This window comes from Planktothricoides raciborskii GIHE-MW2, assembly GCF_040564635.1.
GTDB lineage: Bacteria > Cyanobacteriota > Cyanobacteriia > Cyanobacteriales > Laspinemataceae > Planktothricoides > Planktothricoides raciborskii.
The window spans coordinates 930,590-957,465 of the sequence record NZ_CP159837.1 but is presented as its reverse complement, the minus strand read 5'-3'; the positions used below and the strand labels follow the sequence as shown (position 1 = coordinate 957,465).

The following is a 26,876-nucleotide window of genomic DNA, read 5'->3' as shown; positions in this document are numbered from 1 at the left end:
GCCCTCAAAAAGCTTGAATCCTAAGCAGAGAGCCTTTTCCTGAGTCTAATCCACTCAATTCCCCAATGCCGAAATTTTTGAGCGTGATTTTTTTTCAGCCTTAGCATCGGGTATAATTCCGAATAGAAAGAAGTTGTTGTGGCTTGAGAAGCCAATTAAACCGATCTCACTCAAGCTTTCGCAGTTAGAGAAACTGGGCGTAATTCCAACTAATAAAGAATTTCAAGCTTTTGATCGATTCTTGGTAAAATTGGGAAAATCACGGTTGTATCCCAGTATTAGCCTTCCGGCCATTGGGAACATCGATTCCAAAAGCATGGACAGTCCTTTGGTTCCATCCAACCATCGGCTCCTTTGTTCGCGATCAGGGAGTCCAATGTACCCCATCAAGTCCCTAAGCTTGAATTCTTTAACAAGAAATTTTTCCGGCGCGATGGATCGGTTTTTGGGTCATGGTTGTTGACATTCTCCATTGATGATTGGGTAATGATTTTTACCATCAAGATTCTGTGTTGATTAGAAAGAAATGGTTTCCCCTGGTTAGACCACGGACAACCGGAGGCTCTTACCACACAGTAATCAAATCAATGCTGATGTAAGGTGACAGCCTCCGCCCACAAAAAACAAATAGCTGATAGTGAATTACTGTTCAGCCAAGTTTTGAGGAAATTGAATGCCGAAACAAATTATTATCGCGGAGCAATATCGACTTGCTGCCGTTTTTTCTGAAGATCAAATCCAGGAACTGGTTGTTGCCACAGGACAACATCAGGTTGGTGATATTTATCTGGGCGTTGTGGAAAATGTACTTCCTGGAATTGATGCTGCCTTTGTCAATATTGGCGACGCCGAACGCAATGGATTTATTCACGTCAGCGACCTCGGTCCCCTGCGCTTGAAACGTTCTGCGGGCGCCATTACCGAACTGTTGGCACCTCAGCAAAAAGTGCTGGTACAGGTGATGAAAGAGCCAACGGGCAATAAAGGTCCTAGACTCACGGGTAATATCACTCTACCCGGTCGCTATTTGGTCTTAATGCCCTACGGTCGAGGGGTGAATCTTTCGCGGCGAATTCGCTCGGAAGCGGAACGCAGCCGTTTACGCGCTTTGGGAATTCTGATTAAGCCTTCGGGGATGGGTTTGTTGATCCGTACCGAAGCGGAAGGGATGGCCGAAGAAGCCATTATGGAAGATTTGGAATTTCTCCAAAAAGAATGGGAAGAAATTCAGGTAGAAGCGGCGTCCATTAGACCTCCCGCCCTGCTAAACCGGGATGATGATTTTATTCAACGGGTGCTGCGAGAAATGTACAGCACTGATGTGAATCGAATTGTGGTGGATTCGCCGATCGCCGTCAGTCGGGTGAAGCAACAGTTAATTAACTGGAGTGGTGGCAAGTCACCCCAAGGGGTCTTGGTTGACGAACACCGAGATCCTCGCTTGCCGATTTTGGAATATTTCCGGGTGAATGCGGCTATTCGTGAAGCCCTGAAACCCAGAGTGGATTTACCGTCTGGGGGCTACATTATCATTGAACCCACGGAAGCACTGACGGTGATTGACGTGAACTCTGGTTCTTTTACTCGTTCGTCTACAGCGCGGGAAACGGTTCTCTGGACTAACTGTGAGGCGGCTACAGAAATTGCCCGTCAATTGCGATTACGCAATATTGCCGGTGTGATTATTGTGGACTTCATTGATATGGACTCCCGGCGGGATCAGTTGCAGGTGTTGGAGCATTTTACTAAATGCCTACGAGCGGATAAAGCTAGACCCCAAATTGCCCAATTGTCTGAACTAGGTTTAGTTGAACTGACTCGGAAACGCCAAGGCCAAAATATTTATGAGTTGTTTGGTCGGGTTTGTCCAACTTGTGGCGGTTTAGGCCATGTGATTCATTTGCCCGGTGAAGGGGAGCCGATCGCCCCTGAACCCTTCCCCCCCATCAGTCGCCCGGTGGTTCCCAGCGAGTCCCTGGCTCAGTTGGCCCAAGAACGAGAACGTTCGGTTTCACTTCCCAGTCGAGAAGTTCCACCCCTGGAGTCCCCCGCCCGTGATTTGCTGGATTTGGAATCGACCAGTGATTTACAAGAGCTTGATTTGTTGAATCATCCCAGCTATCAGGAAATTGGTGGGGCTGCCAGTCGTCGTCGTCGCCGCCGTCGCCTGGAAGTTGGGGAAAAAGATGCCACCGAGGACTTGGGTCTGCGATCGGGGGGACGGCTTTCGGCTCCCACTCTCTCCCCTTTGCGGGAAAGTAAAGGGGAATGGGATGAACCCAGTGAATCTTTATCCCCTACGGGACCAATTCATAAAGAGGAACGTCTGGAAAAAACCGATCGCCGCTCTAAGCGTGACTATAACAAGTCATCCGCAGAACCCCCGGAAATTATTCCGGTACAAATGACCGAAGATGAACAAGATGTTTATGCCTTGATGGGAATTTCACCCCTGGTTTTGTTTGATGGTGAGGTGAAAAATCCTAAATCAGCAGTGATTGCGGTTTATGAACCCGGAACCACACCGAATATCCCGATCGCTTCGGTCAGTTCTGCATCTAAACCCTTGGAAGTTGTGCAAGTCGTGCAGAATAACCCGGCGATCGCACTTGATGAGATGGATGAGATCGACGAGATGGATGACATCGATGAGTCTGATGAGTCTGATGAGTCTGATGAGTCTGATGATTTTGATGAGTCCGATGATTTTGATCGGTCTGAGGCGATGGATTTCTCTGATGACATCGATGAGTCCGACCAGTCCGACCAGTCCGACCAGTCCGACGATGTTGATCAGTCTGAAAAGTCCGATCTCACCCTGGGTACTAGCGCACCGACGAGTCGGCGCCGCCGCCGACGCTCTTCGGCTTTGTAATGGTGAGAAAACTTACGCCAATTTTCAGATTTATCAGATTTAAAGAATATCAGTGCCACCTGGTTGTTCGCTCCTAGGACACCAACGGTTGACTATATCTCAAGGTGATGCGTAAGTTCTCAGGGATTTAGTTTGAACGATTAATATTGCTATACTCCTGGCAAATTCCCGACGATAAGGTTAACGGTTAATGATTAACTGTTAACCTTATATTCTTTTAATTCCACCAGATATGACGTAGCAGCACAATTGTGAATATTCAACAGGTACTTCAACAGGTACAAAGACAGAAGCTATCATTCGATCGCCCGGTGGCTGGGGTCGATGAAGTAGGCCGGGGTTGTTTATTTGGTCCGGTGGTCGCAGCGGCAGTGATTTTGCCTGACTCAGGTTGGGAAATGTTACAAAATGCCGGGGTTACAGATAGTAAGAAATTGTCCGCAAATCAACGAGAATCCTTGGTTCAGTTGATTATAAAAGTGGCCATTGATTGTAAGATTGGTGTCGCTTCGGTGGCAGAAATTGACCGATTAAATATTTTACAAGCGTCTCTGCTGGCCATGAGGCGATCTCTCCTGAAACTTTATCCCCAGCCAGAACTTTGTTTAGTGGATGGGAATCAGCGCATTCCGGGATTATCTCTACCCCAAGAAACCATTGTTCAAGGAGATAGTCAATGTTTGCCGATCGCCGCCGCCAGTATTCTGGCTAAAGTTTGGCGCGATCAATTAATAATTCGCTTGGCAGATCGATATCCTGAATATGACTTAATTAATAATAAAGGTTATGGCACAAAAGCCCACAAAAAAGCCTTAGCTTTGTATGGTGCATCGCCTCAACATCGACTCTCTTTTAGTCCTTGCCAGCCCAATCTTTCCGCCCCAAATCAGCTTTCACTATTTGATATAACACGATAATTTGTATTACTTTTTTATCCTTGAAAAATATCCACGTATTTACTGATTATCATAGCAGGGGCAACCACCAATACCAAATAAACCCTAAAGACCAGTTGCTATCACTAATTCTGAAAAAAATCAGCTTTGATCTTGACAATTTCACCAAGCTATGTCAAAATAATATTATCAAGATATAATCGGAGTCCGTGTCGGCCTACGAGGTATTGGTGACAGGCCACGTTAGGGAACCCCCCGTCGGCAGAGGGGGGATGAGGGGCAGGGGGCTGAAGGGGAGGGGGGAGAGAGAAGAGAGGAGAGAGGAGAGAGGAGAGAGGAGAGAGGAGAGAGGAGAGAGAAGAGAGAATTTTCATGGTTCACCTCTTTCATTAGCATCCTATGCATCCTAGGCATAGGATGCATCCTCCCCACACTTCCCACACTTCCCCTGCACCCCCGCTCTAGAAGATCCCCTACAACCTCCACCCTGCAATCAATTAAGCGGCGATCGCCTCTTCGGGTTGGGCGATCGCCCACTTACTGTAATCTAACAACAACTGCTGCATTAATTGTTGCTTCATTTTCAGCAAAATACTCCGCAGCAAACTATTGCCCGTAGACTGTACCATTTGCTTTGGCATCATAGAAAACGGCGGGGGTAGAAAAATCTTTAATCCCAACTCAGCCCCACCTTTTAAGTAAGTTTCTCCGTCAACTTTACACGGCTGCATCGTCCCCTGAAGTTGGATATCAAAATGTTCGTTAATTGTCTCAATGCCTTTCAGTTCACAACCGACGGATTTTAAATGAATTGTCCCATTAGAATCAGCCCATATTTTTAAATCCACCGTTGGCTCTATTTTTAGGGTAAAAAATTTTAATGGTCGCATGGTCAGCCGATAGGAATCGTGGCCAATTTGGTGGATCCTGCTGGAGTCGGCGATCGCCCGCACAATCCGCTTTGGCTGCCGTAAATAATGATGAATCGGTACAGCTTGCTGGGGCACCGCTAGTTTTACGGACTGAGAGGCAAAGAAATTGTTATACATTTTATAAATTTACGCAAAAACACAGGGACGTTTTGATGATTTGATAAAATTTACAATACTTTAAGGAATGTTGCAAGATTCTCAGGAATAAATTTTGTTATTTATTGGTTATTAGTTATTATTTGTTAGTTTTATTCATCAAATAACGAATAAATAATAACCAATAAATAACAAGCAACAAGCAACAAGCAATAGCCAATAGCCAATAGCCAATAGCCAATAACATTACGCACTTTGACCATTGGGGGAAAATACTGGCTGCTGAGAGAAATTCGTTGCCTCAATTTCATCGGAAGCCCAACGACGATAATCGAGTAATAGTTGCTGGGTTAACCGTTGTTTAATCGTCAGCAAGATACTCCGCAGCAAACCATTGCCGGTGGTTTCTAGTATCATCGGTGGGGTGATATCCAACGGAGGGGGTACATCTACTTGAACAATTAAATCCGCTTTTCCTTTGAGATAGGTGATACCGTTGACTTCACAAGGGGACAATTGACCCACTAAATCTAAGGCAAACCGTTGGTTGATATAGTCCACTCCGCGAATTTCACAGCCCACGGAGGCTAAATGAATGGTGCCATCAGCTTTTGCCCAGACTCGCAGATCCACCGTTGGCTGAAGCCGAAACATCATAAACTCGCGAGGACGCATTTTCAGGCGAAACTTTTCTGGGCTTAACTGTTCCATCCGACTGGGTTCGACCAGGCTATGTACCAGACGCTGGGGTTGGCGTAAATAGTGACTGATTGGTATGGGCTGCTCTGGAACCACGATTTCCACAGATTGTGAGGCAAAAAAATGAGTCAACATGAGAAACCAGTAATCATTGTTCAAATAATTTGTGATAAATTGTAACAAATATTAATAATGTATGAAGAGGCGATCTCGGCTGTGGGAATTTTTTGCTCGTCAATCAGCGCTGGCAACTGAAACTATTAAATAACTTGGCGGATAAACTTGGCGGATAAACTTGGCGGATAAACTTGGCGGATAAACTTGGGTGATATTTTTCACCTCACCATCAGACTTTTTCCCGATCATCCTAGGGCATTATGGTGATAATTCCCCAGAAATTCCCAGGTAATGAAAAAAATCTCTTGATTACTGAATCAGCAATGACTAAATCGAAATATCCGGGCATATCCCTAAAAAATTCGCGATCGGCTTTCCCTTGATTTCTGAGACGGCGGGGAAAATTTGCTGAATTTCCGGGATTAAATCAGTACAAATACTTAAATAAATTGCGATGATTTCCAGGATCAATACCAGCATCAATAATTATTGAATGTAGAATCAAAAATTCTTATGAATCAATCAATTGCGTATTTAGGCCCTGCGGGGACTTATAGTGAAGCCGCTGCCCTGGCATATCTGAATCAACAATCGGTAAAATTTTCCGGGGAATGTTCGTTGTGTCCCTATCCGACGATCGCCCAAACTTTGCGGGCAGTGGCAGAGGGTGAAGTTTCTCTGGCAGTGGTGCCGGTGGAAAATTCCATTGAAGGCAGTGTGGCCACAACTTTGGATACGATTTGGCAGTTAGATCAGTTGCAAATTCAGCAAGCTTTATTGTTGCCTATTGCTCATGCTTTGCTGGCAAGAACCAGTAATTATGAAGGGATTAAAACTGTGTATTCTCATCCCCAGGCTTTGGGGCAATGTCAGCAGTGGTTAGAAAAGTCTTTGCCCGCAGTGAAATTGATTGCGACTAATTCTACTACTGAGGCAGTTCAGCAATTAGATCAAGATGAGTTTGGCGGGGCGATCGCTTCTATGCGAGCCGCAGAATTATATCAGGTTCCCGTACTCGCTTATCCTATTAACGATCGCCCAGATAATTGTACTCGGTTTTGGGTAGTGAGCTTGCAACCTTCTCAAGAGGGAACTCACACTTCTCTGGCTTTTAGTTTACCAAAAAATATCCCCGGTGCTTTAGTCAAACCGTTGCAAGTTTTTGCAGAAAGAGGGATTAATATGAGTCGGATTGAATCCCGTCCCACTAAACGGGCGATCGGTGAATATTTATTCTTTATTGACATCGAAGCGGATGCGGAAGATCCTTTAGTTCATTCGGCATTAGATGAACTCAATGCTTGCACCGAAACCCTCAAAATATTTGGCCGATATCCGGTGATATTCATCAAATACTAATTAACTATGAGAATCATAGATACCTGGTTGCTAAAATAAACCTGGTATCTTGTCTTTTTTTTACCACAGAGACACAGAGATTCACCGAGTAAATACCGAGTCAATATTGTATAACAAAAAGTTTTCTCTTGGTAAGCGATCGCTATCGCCAGGAAAAGAAACCGGGTTTCTTCTCTGGGAAAAAGAAACCCGGTTTCTGAGTCTAATTCCCGGTTGTCTTATCTAAAATTGAAATATATTCCACCACCGAAGCAATCAAATGCAAGGCCAACTCCTTAAAGGACGCTATCAAATCTTACAACCACTGGGGCAAGGCGGATTTGGTCAAACCTATCTCGCTGCGGATACCCAACGACCAAACCACCCCCAATGTGTAGTTAAGCATCTCCAAGTGCTGTGCCGTCTTCTTTTTGGTCATAACTGCTGACACGAGCATAGTTTATAGTTATGCGCTCATCTAATTGACTTCGCCCTCTTGGTGTTATGCGTTTTATGTCTGTCAGGTAAAACCTCACTCCCGGAAGATTTGAAAAGATATGAGTAGATATCTTGTTACAGTTCTTTACCCTGGAAGGGCGACTTCTGAACTGAACGCAAACCAATCCCCGGGCAGCGATCCCAGGGATCCGTTGCCATATGATTAGTTCACAATTTTCAACTTATCAAGAGACACTCTTTAGGGGTAAAATGCTTCTGATCTACCCCAAAGAGATTCTCAAAAGCATCGTTATTTATATTTTTAACCATAACGATTCTCGCTGATTATTTTATTCAGACTGCCGCTTGCACCAGGGTTGCGGACTCCGTTGCCCTGGAAGGGCGCAAAATTTTAAAAGTCGCCCTGGAAGGGCGCAAAATTTTAGAAGTCGCAGCCGGAGGATAGAACCCTGACCACTCGCGTTATTTTAGTTCGTCATGGCCAGAGCACCTATAATGTAGAGCAGCGGATCCAAGGCCGCCTAGATCGATCCGTGTTAACGGATGTCGGTCGGGAGACTGCTCGTCAAGTTGCTGTAGCCTTACAAGGCATTGCATTTGATGCCGTTTACAGCAGTCCCCTGCAACGGGCGAAAGAAACCGCCGAAATTATCGTTGCTGCCCTATCAGAAAAAACGGCGGCAAACACGGCGCACCCTGCTCCTGCTGCTCAACCAATTGACCTTTTAAGAGAAATTGATTTGCCCTTATGGGAAGGTTTGCGGCGCACGGAAGTCCAAGAGAAGTATTCTGAAGATTACCGACTCTGGAAAGAACGCCCCCATCAGTTATGCATGATGACCCCAGAGGGAGAACATTTCCCGGTGTTAGCATTGCATCACCAAGCGAGGCAATTCTGGCAAGACATCCTGACTCAGCACCCGAATCAAACGATTTTAGTGGTAGCCCATAATGGGATTAATCGTTGCTTAATTAGTACCGCTTTAGGGATTTCCCCAGACCGCTATCATTCGATTCAGCAATCTAACTGTGGCATTAGCGTGCTCAATTTTGCCGGAACCTTGGCCGATCCGGTGCAGTTAGAGTCGATGAACTTAACCGCCCATGTGGGACATAAACTCCCCAAACCCCGCCCTGGTCATCATGGCCCGCGTTTGTTATTGGTGCGCCACGGGGAGACGGAATGGAACCGTCAGCAGCAGTTTCAGGGACAAATTGATATTCCCCTGAATGATAACGGCAGAATCCAAGCCCAACAAGCGAGAGATTTTCTCGCCTGTGTGCAGATCGATTCAGCAGTCAGCAGTCCGTTGTTGCGTCCCAAAGAAACGGCGGAAATTATTTTACAAGCACATCCAGGGGTGACGCTGCAACTGGATGAGCGGTTACAAGAAATTTCCCACGGCCTCTGGGAAGGTAAGTTTGAGTCGGAAATTGAGCAAGCTTTTCCAGGGATGTTGCAGCAGTGGAAAATTGCCCCGGAAACGGTGCAAATGCCAGAGGGTGAAAATTTGCAGGATGTCTGGAATCGCAGTATCCCCGCTTGGCAGGAGATCGTGGCATCTACGCCACCCAATACCACTTGTTTGGTGGTCGGTCACGATGCAATTAATAAGGCGGTGATGTGTTATCTGTCTGGCTTAGGTCCAGAACATTTCTGGAATTTTAAGCAAGGTAACGGCAGTGTGACGGTGATTGACTATCCTGATGGGCCTGATGGTCTGCCGGTGATAGAAGCTGCCAATATTACGATTCACCTCGGTGGGATTTTGGATCGAACCGCAGCCGGGGCATTATAACATTAGTTACTGGTTATTCGTTATTCGTTATTTGAGCGAAATAACCAATAACAAATAACCAGTAACCAGTAACCAGTAACAATCTGTGAACAGTCAATTAATCCAACAAGTCCGCGTATTAGACCCAGTTGCCAATACAGACGAAATCGCTGATGTGCTGATTGTTGATCGCACCATTCAGGCGATCGCCCCCCACTTGTCTGAAGCGATCGGCGCTGATACAGAAGTGATCGATGGTCGGGGATTAATCTTGGGGCCGGGTTTAGTCGATTTATATAGTCATAGCGGGGAACCAGGATTTGAGGAACGGGAAACCCTGGTATCTTTGATGCAAGCCGCTGCTGCTGGGGGTTTTACCCGGTTAGGGATTCTGCCAGATACTCACCCAGAGATTGATAATGCTACCGCTGTCACCGGGTTGCACCGTTGCCTCAACCTGTTACCCCAACAGTCACCCCAAAAGCTGCCTCAATTCTACATTTGGGGGGCGCTGACCTTGGGGGCAAAAGGAGAACAGATGACCGAGTTGGCAGAGTTAGCCAATGCTGGGGTGGTGGGATTTACCGATGGTCAGCCGGTGAAAAAGCTGGGTTTGTTGCGTCGGAGTTTGGAATATTTGCAACCCCTGGGATTACCGATCGCCCTGTGGCCTTGCGATCGCGATTTAGGGGGCAATGGTTCCGTCCGGGAAGGCAGCACTTCCATTCGTTTGGGGTTAGTCGGTTCCCCAGCGATCGCGGAAACTTCTGCCCTAGCCGCAATTTTGGAAATTGTCGCCGCTACAGGGACTCCCGTGCATTTGATGCGAATTTCCACCGCCCGCAGTGTGGAATTAATTCGCGCTGCCAAAGCCCAAGGATTGCCGATTACTGCTAGTACCACTTGGATGCATTTATTATTAAATGTGCAAAATATTCGCGGCCATCTTAACCCCAATTCTTCTTTATGTCATCCAGCCCCAGAAATTCCCTACGATGCCGCGATGCATCTCGATCCCCCGTTAGGAAATATTGAAGACCAATTAGCTTTGATTTCTGCGGTTGAAGATGGGGCGATCGATGTGGTGGCGATCGACCATAGTCCCTATTCTTATGAAGAAACTCATGTGGCTTTTGCTGAGTCTCCCCCAGGAGCGATCGGGTTAGAATTAGCCCTACCTTTATTGTGGCACAACTTAGTAGAAACTGGCAAGTTAACCGCCCTACAACTCTGGCGAGTTTTAAGTACCAATCCCGCTGAATGTTTCCAACAAAAACCGGCAACTTTTACCCAGGGAAGTTCCGCAGAACTGATATTATTCGATCCGCAGAAAACTTGGAAAGTAGAGATTAATCATTTAGCTTCGCGATCGCACAATACCCCTTGGTTGGGACAAACTCTCACAGGTCAAGTGGTGAAAACTTTGGCTTAGAAACCTTCCCAGAAACCCGATTTCTTTTCTCGGAGAAACCGGGTTTCTTGTTGGCGATCGCTCCTAACTTTAAATATCACCTAGAAGGTTTACCTAAGTAGATTTATGGAGAAATGGAGGAGTGTAGGGTGTGGGGCAGTGGGGTTTACTATTACGATGTAGTTAAGGGAGAAATAAGTAAATTGAACCACAGAGACACAGAGGTTCACAGAGATGCTTCCGGAGCAGAGACGTCAGCATTGCTTCCGGTGTAGGGACGCAAGCCGAAGCGCCCCTACACCGGAAGCCGACGGCGGACTCCTCGGCTCCTCGGCTCCTCGGCTCCTCGGCTCCTCTGCACCCCAAACCCCACACCCCACACCCAGGGACTATTCAGACAGTTTTCGGGTAAGTCTGGTACAATTTACCTTATCTAAAGCTGGAAAGATGAAACCACTAAATGAAAGCTTATTCTAATGACTTGCGCCAAAAAATTATTCAGGCTTATGAAAATAAGGAAGGCTCTTATCGTCAATTAGCCAAGCGTTTTAGTGTCAGTCTTGGTTTTGTGCAAAATTTGATGAAACGATATCGGGAAACCGGACAGGTTGACCCCCTACCCCACAGTGGAGGTTCGACCCCGAAGTTAACAGCGAAGCAAATGGAAATCGTGGCTGAATTGCTGAGAGCATATCAGGATGCTACTTTGCTGGAATTGTGCGATCGCCTCGATGAAATGACCCAAGTTAGACTCAGCCAAGCCACCATGAGTCGGATTCGCAATCGACTCAAGCTAGATAAAACAAGAAATAATTAAGGCTGATTGATTAGCTATTTATTTATATGTTAAATAACATTAAATTTGCTGATTTTTAGTTTACATTAATTCAGTAAAATTTGATGAAAATTCACTGAAAAATATTTTAATTAAAGTGATAATTGTGCTATATTATAGTTGCTTAAATCTGGGCATTAATGATAATCTCAAAAATCAAAAAAAATTACAAAGCCGATTTAACCATGACAAATGCGATTACAGCGGTTTTCACGTTGGTCAACCACAAATACCCGTAGGGGCGAAGCATTCCGGGACAAAATTTTTTATTTGGTTCCAGAGATTATTTGCGGTCATGCTTCGCCCCTACTAAGCATATGTGATCTATTCAGCAGAAAAACGCTATAAATTAATAGAATATATGAATAAAATATATGCAATATAAGGAAGACAATAAATATATGCAACTCCTGAGTAATTATTGGCGACGGTGTTTCGCGATTCCGCGAAGCGGATCCCTCACGGGAATCGCCCTAACTTTTGTATGTGCGATTTTATGCGCGATCGCTCTTTCTGGGTGCAATCCCGCTCAATTCAAAAGTCAAGCCGCAAGTGTGAATCAAGTAGTCTTGAGCGTACTCAGCGATCCCAAAACTTTTAACCCAGTTCTCAGTACAGAATCTCCCAATATTTTTGGGCTAACTTTTGAGGGCTTAACCACGCAAAATGGTATCACCGCGATGGTAGAACCGGGACTAGCAGAATCTTGGAAAATTTCTGAAGACAAACTAAGATTTATCTTCACCTTGCGGCCGGATTTAAAGTGGTCTGATGGGCAACCTTTGACCGCTGATGATGTAGTATTTACTTACAATGAATTGTACTATAACGAGAAAATTCCTACCAGTGCTAGAGATACTTTACGCATTGGCAAAAGTGGCGCTTTAGCCCAAGTGAGAAAACTAGACGATCGCCGGGTTGAATTCATTCTGCCGGAACCTTTTGCGCCTTTTTTACGCACCACTAGCCAAGAAATTTTACCCGCCCATATTCTGCGTTCTACCCTCAAGGAAGAATCTGATGGAAATCTGCGGTTTCTCTCCACTTGGAATACCAATACACCACCGGAAAAAATTATCGGCAATGGCCCATACCAATTAGCCGGTTATACTACCAGCGAGCGCTTATTTTTTCAAAAAAATCCCTACTACTGGCGCAAAGATGCTCAAGGTAATTCTCAGCCTTATATTGAAAGGGTAGTTTGGGAAATTGTCGAATCTCAAGATACCTCATTGCTGAAGTTTCGCTCTGGTAATTTAGATTCTATTTCGGTTTCTCCAGACAATTTTGAGTTACTCAAGCAGGAAGAAAATCGGAATAATTTTACCATTTATAATGGTGGTCAAGCACCGGGAACCACCTTTATGGCTTTTAATCTGAATCAAGGTCGGAATGCGGATACTCAAAAACCTGTGGTAGACCCGATTAAATTGCGGTGGTTTAGTAATGTGGCTTTTCGACAAGCTGTTGCCTATAGTCTGAACCGGGACCGAATGATTAACAATACATTTCGCGGGCTAGGAGCACCTCAAAATTCTCATCTTTCCATCCAAAGCCCTTATTATCTTTCCCCAGAAAAAGGCTTACCCGTCTATGATTACAATCCCGAAAAAGCTAAAGAGTTATTATTAAGTGCGGGGTTTAAATATAACGAGAGAAATGAACTCCTAGACCAAGACGGCAACCGAGTTCGCTTTACTTTGATTACCAACGCGGGAAATAAAATTAGAGAGGCAATGGGCGCACAAATTAAACAAGATTTGAGTGAAATCGGCATTACCGTTGATTTTCAACCGATTGCTTTTAATGCTATGGTTGCCAAACTGACGGATTCTTTGGATTGGGAATGTCATTTGATTGGATTTACCGGCGGAGTCGAACCCAATAATGGGGCAAATCTTTGGGCTCCTGATGGTCGATTGCACGTTTTTAATCAATCACGCCAACCGGGGCAAACTCCTTTGGTGGGCAGAAAAATCGCTGATTGGGAACAAAAACTCGGTGATTTGTATGTCCAAGGAGCCCAAGAATTAGATGAGGAAAAACGCAAGGCTATCTATAGCGAAGCCCAGAAATTAGTGCAAGAATATTTGCCGGTGATTCATTTGGTGAATCCTTTGAGTATGTCCGCAGTGCGCGATCGCATTCAAGGAGTGCAATATTCGGCCATCGGTGGTGCATTCTGGAATATCTATGAACTAACAATTAGCGAATAATTTCAACAAATTTCAGCAAATTTCAACAAACATCTAGCCGTGAACTCACAAGCCTTACAAACCTTACTCGAAGCCGTCGCCAACGGCACCCTCAAGCCCGATGCTGCCTTGGAAAATCTCAAAATTATGGCCTTTGAACCTGTCACCAGGGACGGAGAAACGGAATTTGCTCGCATCGATCATCACCGCAGCCTCCGCACGGGATTTCCCGAAGTTATCTGGGGGCCGGGGAAAACCCCAGAGCAAATTGGGCAAATTATGCAGGTGATGCGCGATCGCCATCCCGTGGTCATGGCAACTCGCATCGACCCAGAGGTTTATTTGCAGTTAGATGAACTATTGCCCGGTTTGGTCTATTACCGCAGTGCGCGGATTTGTGCCACCGCTATTCCCCCCATAGAACCGGAATATCCGGGCACCATTGGGGTAGTTTGTGCCGGAACTGCCGACTTGCCCGTAGCGGAAGAAGCGGCAGTCACCGCCGAACTTTGCGGCTTTCGCGTCCAACGTCTTTGGGACGTGGGAGTGGCGGGAATTCACCGTTTATTGGCCAACCGCCATATCCTGATGGAGTCCGATGTGTTGATTGTGGTCGCCGGGATGGAAGGGGCTTTACCCAGTGTGGTGGCGGGTTTGGTGGAAGCCCCCGCGATCGCTGTTCCCACCAGTATCGGTTATGGGGCTAGTTTTAATGGGTTGGCCGCTTTATTGGGGATGCTTAACTCCTGTGCTGCTGGTCTGGGGGTGGTGAATATTGACAATGGCTTTGGGGCGGCGATGTTAGCGGCTAAAATTCTGCGTACCAGAAACCAGGTTGCTTGAGTCAGAAACCCGGTTTCTGGGGTCAACCCTTGCCGAAGACTCAAACTAAAATAGAAACCGGGTTTCTGGGTTTCTTGCGTGAAACCGGGTTTCTGGGTTTCTTACGTCAGCCTTTGCGATAAACTCATTCATACATAAAATAGAAACCGGGTTTCTGGGTTAAAAAATAATGATTGTCACCGATGACGCCAAGAATTTACTTTCAGACTTAATTCGGCGATTTGCCCACCGAGTTGATTATTTGGCCATTCGCCTAGAAGCCGCCGAGGGCACCGATATCTTTTTGCGCGGGGAAAAGATTGAAACCCTCAGCGAAGGGGTGTCCACTGGGGGACAAGTTCGGGCCTGTTACAAGGGAGGCTGGGGTTTTGCCAGTTTCAATAATTTGGAACATATCCAAGCCAGAGTGGAAGAAGCGATCGCTGCTGCCCGTTTAGTCGGGGATGACACCACTTGTCTGGCTTATGTGGAGCCCGTGGTCGGCACTTATCATTTACATAGAAGTGGCACCAACCCCAGAACTTTGCCCCTGTTGGTGAAAAAGCAACTCTGCGATCGCTACAGCGAAATTCTCCATAGCGTTGACCCTCGGATCGCCACCACTTCCGTCCGCTACGGGGACATTTCTCAGCGACTTATCCTCGCCACCTCCGACGGCACCTTATTAGAACAATCTTGGGTAGACATGGAAATGCGCTTTGCCGCCACCGCCCGCGACGGAGAAATGGTGCAAACCGGGCGAGAAACCACCGGATCTCGTCAGGGTTACGAAGACCTGACCAACTTGGATCAGCAAGTGCGCGGGGCTGCGGAAAGGGCTGTGAATGCCTTATCCTTACCTCCAGTTAAGGGCAACACCTACACCGTAGTAATTGACCCTATTCTCTCCGGTTTATTTGTTCACGAAGCCTTTGGCCATCTTTCCGAAGCGGACATGGCTTATGAAAACCCCGACTTATTAGAAGTAATGACCTTGGGGCGGCGGTTTGGCCCAGAAGACCTGCAAATTTTTGACGGGGCAGCCCCAGAAGGGCATCGCGGCAGCTACCTCTACGACGATGAAGGCACCCCAGCCACTACTACTCAATTAATTAAGGATGGGGTATTAGTGGGCAGGCTACATTCCCGCGAAACTGCCGGGAAACTGGATGAAGCCCCTACCGGCAATGCCCGGTGTTTGAATTATCACTATGCGCCCATTGTGAGAATGACGAATACTTGGATTGCCCGTGGTAAAACTCCCGCAGGAGATTTATTTAGTGATATTTCCGAGGGAGTCTATGCGCGAAATTGGTTAGGAGGCATGACCAACGGGGAAATGTTCACCTTTACCGCTGGGGAAGCGTGGATGATTAGAAATGGTCAACTCGCGGAACCTGTGCGGGATGTCACCCTTTCCGGCAATGTGTTCAGCACTTTGGCAGATATAGAAGCGATCGGGGATGACTACTACTGGGATGAGTCCGGGGGTTGTGGCAAAGGGGGCCAAAGTGGTTTACCCGTCGGCTGTGCGGGGCCGAGTCTCCGCATTAGCAACGTAGTAGTCGGTGGAGTGTAAGAAACCCGGTTTCTTACGTCAACCTTTGCCGAAGACTTAAATTAAAATAGAAACCGGGTTTCTGGGTTACTCAGCCCAAGAAACCCGGTTTCTTTCCTCAACCCTTGTACTAAGAAACCCGGTTTCTTTCCTCAACCTTTGCCGAAGACTTACAGCGGTTTTCTATTAAATAAACCACAATGATTTGTAGGGGCGAAGCATGACCGCAGATAAATTATGACTTAAAAGATTGTACGGGCGAAGCATTCCGGCAGTGTAGGGGCGAATGGCCATTCGCCCCTACTGCTTGGAATATTAAATGGACTGCCGGAATGCTTCGCCCCTACGGAATGCTTCGCCCGATCGCGATTTATTAACCTGAAAACCGCTATAAACTAAAATAGAAACCGGGTTTCTGGGTTAACTCTGAAAACCACCGTAGGGGCGATTCGCGAATCGCCCCTACAATATTTTAAGCAATAACTTGTCTGCGGTCATGCTTCGCCCCTACCCCAAGAAACCCGGTTTCTTGCGTCAACCTTTGCCGAAAACTTAAACCAAAATAGAAACCGGGTTTCTGGGTTTTCCTGGGTTAACTCCCAGCCCAAGAAACCCGGTTTTGTGCGTCAACCTTTACCAAAAACTCAAAATAGAGACCGGATTTCCCGATAAAATAAATAACTAGCTAGTAACCTGGTCTTGCGAGGCTGGCCAAAAATCCCTGAAACTTAGCTAATTCGTCGGGAGCCTCGCACCCTCTCTGGGTAACGGTTTCAGCGATTTTTTTTTCGGGGTTTAGCAAAATTGTAGCAACAAAATTCCTGAGCCTCGCAAACCGCCTCTAGACATCCCACAGGATAAGGGTTATAATTTTTGCTATCCCCACTCGTTGGGGATATTAATTGATTGGAAACTCCCATTAGAAGAGTATGTCCGGTGCTGGAGGAGAACGATCCCCACTCGTTGGGGATATTAATTGATTGGAAACCATATGATTGGGATTAGTATTGTCAGGTTGCAAGGAACCCATCCCCACTCGTTGGGGATATTAATTGATTGGAAACGGTGACGTACTCATTTGAGTACATCCGGGATGTATCATCCCCACTCGTTGGGGATATTAATTGATTGGAAACCTGACGGCACCAAGCAAGCCCATCAATTCCTTAACTCCCAGATCCCCACTCGTTGGGGATATTAATTGATTGGAAACTTAGTCCATGCGTCCTTGAAGGAGCAGAACTCAGCATATCCCCACTCGTTGGGGATATTAATTGATTGGAAACGCTCCTCATACCAATTGATGAAAGTTTCTACTTCTTTATCCCCACTCGTTGGGGATATTAATTGATTGGAAACAGTCAGGAGTTCCCCAGACTCCTTCGGCGATGTCAATCATCCCCACTCGTTGGGGATATTAATTGATTGGAAACGAAGTTCAATACTTAAACCTTTATACTCTATTACTTCTTTATTAATCCCCACTCGTTGGGGATATTAATTGATTGGAAACTCACCAGAAGAGTAGCTTCTGGGTTCCACAGAGAGACCCCATCCCCACTCGTTGGGGATATTAATTGATTGGAAACATATACTCTCCTTTTTAATTGAAGAGATAGATGGGATACAAAATCCCCACTCGTTGGGGATATTAATTGATTGGAAACCCTAGATTCTTCAACCCAGATATTAATGCCTGTTGTTTCATATCCCCACTCGTTGGGGATATTAATTGATTGGAAACGGGTAGCTGTGAATTGGTCATCACCTCCAAGGTGGGATCCCCACTCGTTGGGGATATTAATTGATTGGAAACCTACCCTTTCATCCCTTTTGATTGTCCAATGGCTTATCCCCACTCGTTGGGGATATTAATTGATTGGAAACACGACTTGTAATTGGACTTCCTTGTACTTAGTAACTAATCCCCACTCGTTGGGGATATTAATTGATTGGAAACTACCTGACTGGACTTCTTCCAGCGCTCCCAGCGAGGTGCTACTCCCCATCCCCACTCGTTGGGGATATTAATTGATTGGAAACCAGTGTAATTTTAGTTGAAGGTTACTTTGATGCGATCGCATTGATCCCCACTCGTTGGGGATATTAATTGATTGGAAACTTCTTCAGTAGCATCAAGGGCTAATCCTACGATTACCATCCCCACTCGTTGGGGATATTAATTGATTGGAAACGTGGCTTTATCCACTAAAAACTGTCCAATTGCTAGTTGCATCCCCACTCGTTGGGGATATTAATTGATTGGAAACTTATATAAACCCTGCTCCTGGAGTACCAGTCAACTCTCCTATCCCCACTCGTTGGGGATATTAATTGATTGGAAACAAACTGTTTATGGATGTCTAACTCTTTGCGGTTCTTACCATCCCCACTCGTTGGGGATATTAATTGATTGGAAACTTTGTCATCGTAAGCTTGAAGGACTGACATGAAGTCAGAGTATCCCCACTCGTTGGGGATATTAATTGATTGGAAACTAAATCTTTCTGTACTTCCTGGGAGAACATAGGGTCCTCACTGTATATCCCCACTCGTTGGGGATATTAATTGATTGGAAACTTGATTAGAAACCTAACAGCTTACTTGCTAGGTTAGTAATCCCCACTCGTTGGGGATATTAATTGATTGGAAACCATAACCCTCTTTGAATTGAGGATTAGATTTACCTCCCTCAATCCCCACTCGTTGGGGATATTAATTGATTGGAAACCTTTATAACTCAAGAGGGTATCCGTTCCTTGTTGAGCATCCCCACTCGTTGGGGATATTAATTGATTGGAAACATTTTATTGCAAATTCCGGGAGCAACGAAATAATTGGTACTTGAGACAGGTATCCCCACTCGTTGGGGATATTAATTGATTGGAAACGACCTATTGAAGCAATGTTTCCTAACCGAGAGCCCATAATCCCCACTCGTTGGGGATATTAATTGATTGGAAACTGCATGAGCAGAGCAATGTGACCAACACCCACCTTGGAATCCCCACTCGTTGGGGATATTAATTGATTGGAAACATCTTCTACTGTCAAGCCACCTGCACCATAGACACCTTGACATCCCCACTCGTTGGGGATATTAATTGATTGGAAACGTTCCACACAATCTTACCTACTTCATGGGCAACCATACCAATATCCCCACTCGTTGGGGATATTAATTGATTGGAAACTTTCCTTATGTCCCTTACCTTTGAAGGGAGGCTTCACGAGTAAGTACATCCCCACTCGTTGGGGATATTAATTGATTGGAAACCATCACTGATTGAATCTCTTTCTCTAAACGATTAATCTATCCCCACTCGTTGGGGATATTAATTGATTGGAAACGTACCACTCCCAATCCTCACTCAGAGGTCGGTATACCTTATCCCCACTCGTTGGGGATATTAATTGATTGGAAACAACGAGGAAAAAGCTATGCTTACAGAAAAAGATATATCCCCACTCGTTGGGGATATTAATTGATTGGAAACGGAAGAGATAGCTGAATCGGACTCGAATTGACCAGAGACTTTATCCCCACTCGTTGGGGATATTAATTGATTGGAAACAATACCAATGCTTTGGTCTTTTCTGGGTTTAAAATTAAAGCCATAATCCCCACTCGTTGGGGATATTAATTGATTGGAAACCTCGTGCAATACTAGACAATGCTTCTGTGTATTCCATAATCCCCACTCGTTGGGGATATTAATTGATTGGAAACCATTACCCTTGGCTAATGCGATCGCGCCGGGGCCAAGTAAAATCCCCACTCGTTGGGGATATTAATTGATTGGAAACCTGCTTGCTGGTATCGCTGCACGATTTGTCGTGCAATAGAATCCCCACTCGTTGGGGATATTAATTGATTGGAAACTCATAAGAGCTACTTTCATCTCCTACAGAAAGAAGAATCCCCACTCGTTGGGGATATTAATTGATTGGAAACGTTTGCTTCCCCGCCTTAAAAATTTCCACCCAATCAGATATCCCCACTCGTTGGGGATATTAATTGATTGGAAACATGGAGCAATGGGCTTTTCGTTATTATTGTTTGGATTATCCCCACTCGTTGGGGATATTAATTGATTGGAAACAATATATTACGGGAACCGCATTGCATCCCAGCCGAGCATCCCCACTCGTTGGGGATATTAATTGATTGGAAACGCTTCTCAGCTTGGCTAACTGCTAACCATACCCCACGAACCATCCCCACTCGTTGGGGATATTAATTGATTGGAAACGTTATTGATGAAATCGAGTAGCTCTTGTTTAGAGAGCTATCCCCACTCGTTGGGGATATTAATTGATTGGAAACGTCGGGTCTAATGCAAGCAACGCCTTTTTCTCTTGACGATCCCCACTCGTTGGGGATATTAATTGATTGGAAACTATGAATAGCAGCCCTGATTTCTGGGTCTGTAGTCCAATCCCCACTCGTTGGGGATATTAATTGATTGGAAACTCTTCTTCAGAAAGAAGAGCGCATGGAAAAAGGTTGTTATCCCCACTCGTTGGGGATATTAATTGATTGGAAACAGTTCCCACTCAGGGTAGGAATCCTCCTCTTTAAATAATTATCCCCACTCGTTGGGGATATTAATTGATTGGAAACAGAGAAGTGGGCGATATGTTATTGGATGTTATGTCATCCCCACTCGTTGGGGATATTAATTGATTGGAAACCGTCAAAAATCCATTCTTGGCCTTCGGAGTTTTCATCAAATCCCCACTCGTTGGGGATATTAATTGATTGGAAACAGGGATGTGGGTGAATTTTGGACAACTCACGGGGAAGAATCCCCACTCGTTGGGGATATTAATTGATTGGAAACACTAAGATTATCAATTTTTGCTCCCTTTATTAACTATCCCCACTCGTTGGGGATATTAATTGATTGGAAACATCAAAATCCTTCTGATTTCGTTTTTCGTTGATATTCTAAATCCCCACTCGTTGGGGATATTAATTGATTGGAAACGCATCCAATATGCGCGATCGCGGTTTTAAGTTACTAGATTATTATCCCCACTCGTTGGGGATATTAATTGATTGGAAACAAATCCGTGATGTAGAATGGCGGCTGCCATCCTGTTTCGTATCCCCACTCGTTGGGGATATTAATTGATTGGAAACGTCTTTTCTTTTGCTTCCAATAAAGCAATTGTGCGATCGAATCCCCACTCGTTGGGGATATTAATTGATTGGAAACTTTTCTCTCTTGCTTCCAATAAAGCAATTGTGCGATCAATATTTATCCCCACTCGTTGGGGATATTAATTGATTGGAAACAAATACAAAATTATTGCTATACAAAAAAACAAGCACTAGAAAAATCCCCACTCGTTGGGGATATTAATTGATTGGAAACAAACAGGAACAAGCTTTGTAAGTAAGGTAGTTCAATACCTTAAAAATCCCCACTCGTTGGGGATATTAATTGATTGGAAACACTCCCCGTCCGTATTCAAGGATGGGACTTCCATCCTATCCCCACTCGTTGGGGATATTAATTGATTGGAAACTTGAATCTGAATTCGATTCCCACCTCTCTCATTCCCTCTCCCTCCATCCCCACTCGTTGGGGATATTAATTGATTGGAAACCCTCCCTTTAAAGGGAAGAGACTATATATATTTGATCCCCACTCGTTGGGGATATTAATTGATTGGAAACTCCCGGATATTGACAGTAGCTCCTCCTATCTGGTGAGCAAATCCCCACTCGTTGGGGATATTAATTGATTGGAAACCGCATACTCTTCTTGTTTCTCCTTGAGTTCAAGTTTCAATCCCCACTCGTTGGGGATATTAATTGATTGGAAACTTACTTCGTGGGAGCAGCTTAATTGCTCCCAAATTATATCCCCACTCGTTGGGGATATTAATTGATTGGAAACTCTCAGTCACACGAGAAACGCTTCCATCTTCATAGGATCCCCACTCGTTGGGGATATTAATTGATTGGAAACTGAGCTTCCTCAATCAATTCAACGAAGCCAGCATTTAAATCCCCACTCGTTGGGGATATTAATTGATTGGAAACTCCATATCTTATCGGTAGAAGGACGCCAGCTTTGGAGTAAATCCCCACTCGTTGGGGATATTAATTGATTGGAAACAGATAAAGGGTTAGGTTAAATACAAATATCCATCATAATCCCCACTCGTTGGGGATATTAATTGATTGGAAACAGATAGAGACCTTTGACCCGTTGGTCTTAACACCGATACATCCCCACTCGTTGGGGATATTAATTGATTGGAAACAGGCCGGTAAGACCAATCCTAAAGATTGGCAGAAGTTGCATCCCCACTCGTTGGGGATATTAATTGATTGGAAACAGGAGAACCTCTTAAGGGCTTTGGTGGAATAGCAAACCCAATCCCCACTCGTTGGGGATATTAATTGATTGGAAACTCCATTCAATTAAACGATGCAGTTAAGAAACCCGGTTTCTTGCCTCAACCCTTGCGGAAAACTTAAACTAAAATAGAAACCGGGTTTCTGGGTTAACTTTTAGGCTAAGAAACCCGGTTTCTTGCGTCAACCCTTGCGGAAAACCTAAACTAAAATAGAAACCGGGTTTCTGGCTTAACTTTTAGGCTAAGAAACCCGGTTTCTTGCCTCAACCCTTGCGGAAAACTTAAACTAAAATAGAAACCGGGTTTCTGGCTTAACTTTTAGGCTAAGAAACCCGGTTTCTTGCGTCAACCTTTGCGGAAAACTTTTTCTAAAATAGAAACCGGGTTTCTGGGTTAACTTTTAGGCTAAGAAACCCGGTTTCTTGCGTCAACCCTTGCGGAAAACTTAAACTAAAATAGAAACCGGGTTTCTGGCTTAACTTTTAGGCTAAGAAACCCGGTTTCTTGCGTCAACCTTTGCGGAAAACTTTTTCTAAAATAGAAACCGGGTTTCTGGGTTAACTTTTAGGCTAAGAAACCCGGTTTCTTGCGTCAACCCTTGCGGAAAACTTAAACTAAAATAGAAACCGGGTTTCTGGGTTAACTTTTAGGCTAAGAAACCCGGTTTCTTGCGTCAACCTTTGCGGAAAACCTAAACTAAAATAGAAACCGGGTTTCTGGCTTAACTTTTAGGCTAAGAAACCCGGTTTCTTGCGTCAACCCTTGCGGAAAACTTAAACTAAAATAGAAACCGGGTTTCTGGCTTAACTTTTAGGCTAAGAAACCCGGTTTCTTGCGTCAACCCTTGCGGAAAACTTAAACTAAAATAGAAACCGGGTTTCTGGGTTAACTTTTAGGCTAAGAAACCCGGTTTCTTGCGTCAACCCTTGCGGAAAACCTAAACTAAAATAGAAACCGGGTTTCTGGGTTAACTTTTAGGCTAAGAAACCCGGTTTCTTGCGTCAACCCTTGCGGAAAACTTAAACTAAAATAGAAACCGGGTTTCTGGCTTAACTTTTAGGCTAAGAAACCCGGTTTCTTGCCTCAACCCTTGCGGAAAACTTAAACTAAAATAGAAACCGGGTTTCTGGCTTAACTTTTAGGCTAAGAAACCCGGTTTCTTGCGTCAACCCTTGCGGAAAACTTAAACTAAAATAGAAACCGGGTTTCTGGCTTAACTTTTAGGCTAAGAAACCCGGTTTCTTGCGTCAACCCTTGCGGAAAACTTAAACTAAAATAGAAACCGGGTTTCTGGCTTAACTTTTAGGCTAAGAAACCCGGTTTCTTGCGTCAACCCTTGCGGAAAACTTAAACTAAAATAGAAACCGGGTTTCTGGGTTAACCAACAACAAACAAAAACAAACAACCAACAACCACCAACCAACAACAAACAACCATCAACTAATCATCAGGAAATTGCCAACAGGAAATATGCTCAATATTTCTGCTGCCACATTCGGGACAAAGATTATCCTCCGAAGAATCAACCCATTCAGCCTCGCAATTGCGACAATGACAAAAAATATTATTTCTATTAGCAACTGCTAAATTTTTTCGCCACTGTTCTAACTCTTCCGTAGTAAATAACACAGAATTTGGTTCCATAAGAAAATCCCCATGCTTAGTTATATCAAATTTGCTTGCTCAATAGATCCGGGGAATTTATCCCCTGCAAGGATTCAGGTCAAGGGCTTGACCGGGGCATATGTTGGAGTAAAGTTGTGATATCAATATAGATTACTTGATAGATTACTTGCCAAAGCTACCATACCGAAAGACTTTTTAACAGTTGCCCCAGACACAACTGGTAGATATGCTATTGGCACAGGAAAAAAGTAATAGAGGGGTTGTCACGGTAGCGCCAGATTTTTTTAGGCAAAATTAGGATATGCTTTTCACCAGGCACATAGGACACGAAGAGAAACCGAGAACCAAGAAAATAAACCGGGTTTCTGGCAAAACTTATGTCTGGCCGAAATTGTCTAAAGAAACCCGGTTAAGGAAATAAAAAAAACTTGTTTAGATGTTGTTTAGATTATGAAAAAACTATTACTTACAGGTTGTAGTGGCTTTCTGGGCTGGAATATCTGCCAAATAGCGGGCAAAAAATGGCAAGTATATGGGACTTACTTGGCTCATCCCCTAGTAATCCCTGGGGTGAACTTATCCCAATTTGACCTAACTAATTACCAGGAACTTAAACACCTATTTCAAGAGGTAAAACCCGATGCGGTGATTCACGCGGCGGCGGCTTCCCAGCCGAATTTTTGTCAAAACCATCCGCAAATTTCTCAGGAAATTAATGTGACCGTTTCTGCTAATATTGCCGGATTATGTGCTGATGCAGAAATACCCTGTGTGTTTACTTCCACGGATTTGGTTTTTGATGGGTTAAATCCGCCTTATCAAGAAACCGATTCGGTGTGTCCCGTGAGTTTTTATGGGGAACAAAAAGTTATGGCTGAAAATGCTATGTTATCCCGCTATCCTTTGACGGCAATTTGTCGAATGCCGTTAATGTTTGGCAATGGTGGCCCGGTAGCCGAAAGTTTTATTCAACCGATGTTGGCGAAATTGCAAGCGGGGGAAGAGTTGTCTTTATTTATGGATGAGTTTAGGACTCCGGTCAGCGGCAAAACTGCGGCAGAGGGGTTATTATTGGCCGTGGAAAATCAGTGGCAAGGAATTATCCATTTAGGGGGGAAAGAACGAATTTCTCGTTATGATTTTTTCCGCTTGTTAGTGGAAGTACGGAAGTTAGAATCCGCGAAGCTGAAACCCTGTTTGCAAAAAAATGTGCAAATGTCAGCCCCGCGTCCTCCAGATGTGTCTTTGGATAGTTCTAAAGCTTTTGGTTTGGGCTATAATCCGCCGTTATTAAAAGAGGCGATCGCATCGCACATTTAACCCAAGAAACTCACCAAGAGACCGGGTTGCTGAGATAACTGAGATAACTGAGATAACTGAGGTAACTTTGGCATTGTCACCGAGATTTAAATAGACATCTCCAATAATTAATTGCCTGTTACTCCAGTCCGTTCGCTCTCGCGGCGCGGATGCGCCATCAAGCCTTTATATAAAGTTATTTTTTAATTTACAAATGTTGACACAAAATCTTGATTAATGATGATAAGTTAATCATTATATAGTTAATTCAAATGTGCGATTCGTTCCCGTGAAAAGTGGAGAATAATATTCAAAACGTGCGCGGGGTATTTCTTCCAGCCGTCTGAAAGAAAGATAACTCTTGAGATGTGTGAGACAGTCCCACAGACAAAGACTTCTGTGGAGCCATCCACTCTTGTCATCGACATCAGCCCCACGGAGCGGAATACCTATCAATCTTGTGAAGCGAGCTCTCCCGAAGCCGATAAGACCTAAGCAGATGGTCAAAAAAGTTGGCATATGAGTCAATTGCTCATGGATAGCGTTATGGGAACCATCGTCTTGAACCCTCCTAGTAACTAAGTGGCGAAACTGCTTGATACGCCGCGCACAAAAAGTGACTGGAGAAATCCTAGGAATTCACTAGGAAAGAGACGGAGAAATAAATGAAACACTGGATATTGCCTCACCCCCCCTCACCCCCAACCGACGCCTGCCCCCTCGCGGGGGGCGGCCATAGTTGGGATAGGGGGGAAGAGGGGGAGAGGAGGGGAGTAAGACTTATGTCAGAGTGGCGGCTTTTCAAATCCCTCTCCCAACTTGGGAGAGGGATTTAGGCTGAGGGCTGACTAAAATCCTATTCTTATTTGAAATGATTATATTTGATGTAGCGATCGCCTAATTTAATCGGAGATTTGGGAGAATCATCGCCAATGAAAAAAGAAGATTTTTTTAACACCTGGTCACTCAGCTATGATTGGACATTTCCCTCAGTTTTTTACCAAGCAGTTCACCAAAGATTGCTAAAATATGTCACCCTGCCGCCCCAACCTAATGTCTTGGACATTGGCTGTGGGACAGGCAAACTTTTAAACCGTTTAGCCGGTCACTTTCCTGAATTACGGGGAACCGGATTAGATTTTTCTCCGGGAATGTTGGCCCAAGCAAGACAGTCTAGAAACCATCGCCCTCGACTAATCTTCATTCAAGGCAACGCCGAGTCTTTGCCCTTTGCGGAATCACAGTTTGATGCGGTATTTAATACCATTAGTTTTTTACATTATCAGCACCCGAAAAAGTTTTTATCGGAAGTGCAGCGAGTGCTCCGTCCAGGGGGGCGTTTTTATCTAGTTGATTCAAGTTTTAAGTATCAAAAAGAACCGATACATATTTCATTTTCTCCCAAAGGCTTTAAACTGTATAGCCCCGAACTCCGGGAAAAAATGGGAGCCACAGCGGGCTTAACTTGTTTGGGACATTATTATTTAATTACCCCAGTTTTACTGACAATTTTTGAGAAATCTAGATAAAGCACTTGTCAGAGTTGTGAACTACAAAAAACCCTG

17 protein-coding genes and 1 CRISPR repeat array are annotated in these 26,876 nt (G+C 44.8%); of the genes, 13 read left to right on the top strand and 4 right to left on the bottom strand.

Annotated features, from left to right (window positions below; genetic code table 11):
- Window positions 1-673 precede the first annotated feature (673 nt).
- The gene (locus tag ABWT76_RS03915; protein WP_054469023.1) at window positions 674-2,875 is read left to right on the top strand and encodes an Rne/Rng family ribonuclease; all 2,202 of its coding nucleotides are present in this window, start codon (window positions 674-676) and stop codon (window positions 2,873-2,875) included.
- Between the two features lie 257 nt (window positions 2,876-3,132).
- Window positions 3,133-3,792 (top strand): ribonuclease HII, encoded by a 660-nt coding sequence (locus ABWT76_RS03910; RefSeq protein ID WP_197285363.1) that lies wholly within the window; start codon window positions 3,133-3,135, stop codon window positions 3,790-3,792.
- A gap of 476 nt (window positions 3,793-4,268) precedes the next feature.
- Here ABWT76_RS03910 and ABWT76_RS03905 read toward each other — a convergent pair whose 3' ends face one another.
- The 3 genes from ABWT76_RS03905 to ABWT76_RS03895 form a co-directional block, all read right to left on the bottom strand.
- Window positions 4,269-4,820, bottom strand: a complete 552-nt coding sequence (locus ABWT76_RS03905; protein WP_054469020.1) for a DUF1997 domain-containing protein — start codon at window positions 4,818-4,820, stop codon at window positions 4,269-4,271.
- A gap of 225 nt (window positions 4,821-5,045) precedes the next feature.
- Window positions 5,046-5,633: a DUF1997 domain-containing protein gene (locus ABWT76_RS03900; RefSeq protein ID WP_054469019.1), complete on the bottom strand. Its 588-nt coding sequence runs from the start codon at window positions 5,631-5,633 to the stop codon at window positions 5,046-5,048.
- 309 nt (window positions 5,634-5,942) lie between these two features.
- Complete coding sequence (locus ABWT76_RS03895) at window positions 5,943-6,095, bottom strand: hypothetical protein (protein ID WP_156331961.1); 153 nt, start codon at window positions 6,093-6,095, stop codon at window positions 5,943-5,945.
- Window positions 6,096-6,128: 33 nt separating this feature from the next.
- On the opposite strand from ABWT76_RS03895, the gene pheA reads away from it, so the two are divergent.
- The 9 genes from pheA (at window position 6,129) to ABWT76_RS03850 (ending at window position 16,032) form a co-directional block, all read left to right on the top strand.
- Entirely contained in the window at window positions 6,129-6,974 is an 846-nt protein-coding gene (gene pheA / locus ABWT76_RS03890; protein ID WP_054469018.1) for a prephenate dehydratase, read from the top strand.
- Window positions 6,975-7,233: 259 nt separating this feature from the next.
- Window positions 7,234-7,401, top strand: a complete 168-nt coding sequence (locus ABWT76_RS03885; RefSeq protein ID WP_156331960.1) for a hypothetical protein — start codon at window positions 7,234-7,236, stop codon at window positions 7,399-7,401.
- 460 nt (window positions 7,402-7,861) lie between these two features.
- A complete protein-coding gene (locus ABWT76_RS03880; protein ID WP_072160883.1) occupies window positions 7,862-9,211 on the top strand; it encodes a histidine phosphatase family protein in 1,350 nt (449 codons plus the stop codon).
- A gap of 85 nt (window positions 9,212-9,296) precedes the next feature.
- Complete coding sequence (locus ABWT76_RS03875) at window positions 9,297-10,622, top strand: dihydroorotase (RefSeq protein WP_054469016.1); 1,326 nt, start codon at window positions 9,297-9,299, stop codon at window positions 10,620-10,622.
- Window positions 10,623-11,061: 439 nt separating this feature from the next.
- Window positions 11,062-11,418, top strand: a complete 357-nt coding sequence (locus ABWT76_RS03870; RefSeq protein WP_054469015.1) for a helix-turn-helix domain-containing protein — start codon at window positions 11,062-11,064, stop codon at window positions 11,416-11,418.
- A gap of 392 nt (window positions 11,419-11,810) precedes the next feature.
- Complete coding sequence (locus tag ABWT76_RS03865; RefSeq protein ID WP_354635667.1) at window positions 11,811-13,652, top strand: ABC transporter substrate-binding protein; 1,842 nt, start codon at window positions 11,811-11,813, stop codon at window positions 13,650-13,652.
- Between the two features lie 39 nt (window positions 13,653-13,691).
- A complete protein-coding gene (gene larB / locus ABWT76_RS03860) occupies window positions 13,692-14,474 on the top strand; it encodes a nickel pincer cofactor biosynthesis protein LarB (RefSeq protein ID WP_054469014.1) in 783 nt (260 codons plus the stop codon).
- On the top strand, window positions 14,471-14,596 hold the full coding sequence (locus tag ABWT76_RS03855; RefSeq protein WP_354635666.1) for a hypothetical protein: 126 nt from the start codon (window positions 14,471-14,473) through the stop codon (window positions 14,594-14,596). Before larB ends, ABWT76_RS03855 begins: the two co-directional genes overlap by 4 nt.
- Window positions 14,597-14,643: 47 nt before the next feature.
- A complete protein-coding gene (locus tag ABWT76_RS03850; RefSeq protein ID WP_354635665.1) occupies window positions 14,644-16,032 on the top strand; it encodes a TldD/PmbA family protein in 1,389 nt (462 codons plus the stop codon).
- A gap of 857 nt (window positions 16,033-16,889) precedes the next feature.
- Window positions 16,890-22,441: a CRISPR direct-repeat array (repeat unit 36 nt; unit sequence ATCCCCACTCGTTGGGGATATTAATTGATTGGAAAC).
- Between the two features lie 1,385 nt (window positions 22,442-23,826).
- Here ABWT76_RS03850 and ABWT76_RS03845 read toward each other — a convergent pair.
- Complete coding sequence (locus ABWT76_RS03845; protein WP_054469758.1) at window positions 23,827-24,030, bottom strand: hypothetical protein; 204 nt, start codon at window positions 24,028-24,030, stop codon at window positions 23,827-23,829.
- A 432-nt stretch (window positions 24,031-24,462) separates the two neighbouring features.
- On the opposite strand from ABWT76_RS03845, the gene ABWT76_RS03840 reads away from it, so the two are divergent.
- Together ABWT76_RS03840 and ABWT76_RS03835 are read left to right on the top strand one after the other, a co-directional pair.
- A complete protein-coding gene (locus tag ABWT76_RS03840; protein WP_054469759.1) occupies window positions 24,463-25,332 on the top strand; it encodes an NAD(P)-dependent oxidoreductase in 870 nt (289 codons plus the stop codon).
- 911 nt (window positions 25,333-26,243) lie between these two features.
- Window positions 26,244-26,840 carry a class I SAM-dependent methyltransferase gene (locus ABWT76_RS03835; RefSeq protein ID WP_054469760.1) on the top strand — a complete coding sequence of 199 codons (597 nt, stop codon included), beginning with the start codon at window positions 26,244-26,246 and terminating at the stop codon, window positions 26,838-26,840.
- Window positions 26,841-26,876 lie beyond the last annotated feature (36 nt).

Coding starts and splice junctions, on each gene's coding strand:
- ABWT76_RS03915 (WP_054469023.1), top strand. CDS start 674: ATGCCGAAACAAATTATTATCGCGGAGCAATATCGACTTGCTGCCGTT.
- ABWT76_RS03905 (WP_054469020.1), bottom strand. CDS start 4,820: ATGTATAACAATTTCTTTGCCTCTCAGTCCGTAAAACTAGCGGTGCCC.
- ABWT76_RS03900 (WP_054469019.1), bottom strand. CDS start 5,633: ATGTTGACTCATTTTTTTGCCTCACAATCTGTGGAAATCGTGGTTCCA.
- ABWT76_RS03895 (WP_156331961.1), bottom strand. CDS start 6,095: ATGCTGGTATTGATCCTGGAAATCATCGCAATTTATTTAAGTATTTGT.
- pheA (WP_054469018.1), top strand. CDS start 6,129: ATGAATCAATCAATTGCGTATTTAGGCCCTGCGGGGACTTATAGTGAA.
- ABWT76_RS03885 (WP_156331960.1), top strand. CDS start 7,234: ATGCAAGGCCAACTCCTTAAAGGACGCTATCAAATCTTACAACCACTG.
- ABWT76_RS03870 (WP_054469015.1), top strand. CDS start 11,062: ATGAAAGCTTATTCTAATGACTTGCGCCAAAAAATTATTCAGGCTTAT.
- ABWT76_RS03865 (WP_354635667.1), top strand. CDS start 11,811: ATGCAATATAAGGAAGACAATAAATATATGCAACTCCTGAGTAATTAT.
- ABWT76_RS03850 (WP_354635665.1), top strand. CDS start 14,644: ATGATTGTCACCGATGACGCCAAGAATTTACTTTCAGACTTAATTCGG.
- ABWT76_RS03845 (WP_054469758.1), bottom strand. CDS start 24,030: ATGGAACCAAATTCTGTGTTATTTACTACGGAAGAGTTAGAACAGTGG.
- ABWT76_RS03840 (WP_054469759.1), top strand. CDS start 24,463: ATGAAAAAACTATTACTTACAGGTTGTAGTGGCTTTCTGGGCTGGAAT.
- ABWT76_RS03835 (WP_054469760.1), top strand. CDS start 26,244: ATGAAAAAAGAAGATTTTTTTAACACCTGGTCACTCAGCTATGATTGG.